Below are 534 nucleotides of genomic sequence, written 5' to 3'. Positions count from 1 at the left end.
TCTACCTCATCACCTTTAGGGTAATAAACAACCTGATTATCTTTTATGAAAAATACTGGACTTTTGCGAATCATATACAACTTATCCTAATAAATTTAGAAATTACAAATAAATTCTTTCTAATATAATCATATGTTTTTTAGATAAAAATAAATTACTAAAATCGCTCGAACCGAATAAAAGTTTTCAGGTCAATTTTATCTACTTGATTAAAGATAACTCTAATTACTTGACTGTCCTCATGAGTATTGGCAATGTAAGAAACAACACTATGTACTGTACTATCCTTCATTCCTTTTTTTACTTCAATTAGACTTGGTGTTTCGGATAGGGTTAGATTTATAACGTTACTACTCTTTGAAGATGAAATTGTTATTATGTCGTCAAATACTTCTATCTTTTTATCTATTGGAATATGCAATAAAAAAGTCACTATTCTTTTCGCATCATCTAAACATATAATATTATCTTCAACCTTAATTTCTGATTTTAAACTGTCAATCTCAATCTTTCTTTTGTGTTTAATATTTTTCA

1 protein-coding gene is annotated in these 534 nt (G+C 26.6%); it reads right to left on the bottom strand.

All coding sequences use genetic code 11. From position 1 onward, the window contains the following. Positions 1 to 157 precede the first annotated feature (157 nt). Positions 158 to 534, bottom strand: a 377-nt coding sequence (locus tag BTV99_RS13500) for a hypothetical protein (protein WP_178377970.1), incomplete at its 5' end; no start/stop codon positions are given.

Source organism: Psychrobacter sp. Rd 27.2 (assembly GCF_001921755.1).
In the GTDB taxonomy this organism is placed as follows: Bacteria; Pseudomonadota; Gammaproteobacteria; order Pseudomonadales; family Moraxellaceae; genus Psychrobacter; species Psychrobacter celer.
The sequence above is the reverse complement of the archived record's forward strand: the minus strand, read 5'-3'. Positions and strand labels throughout refer to the sequence as shown.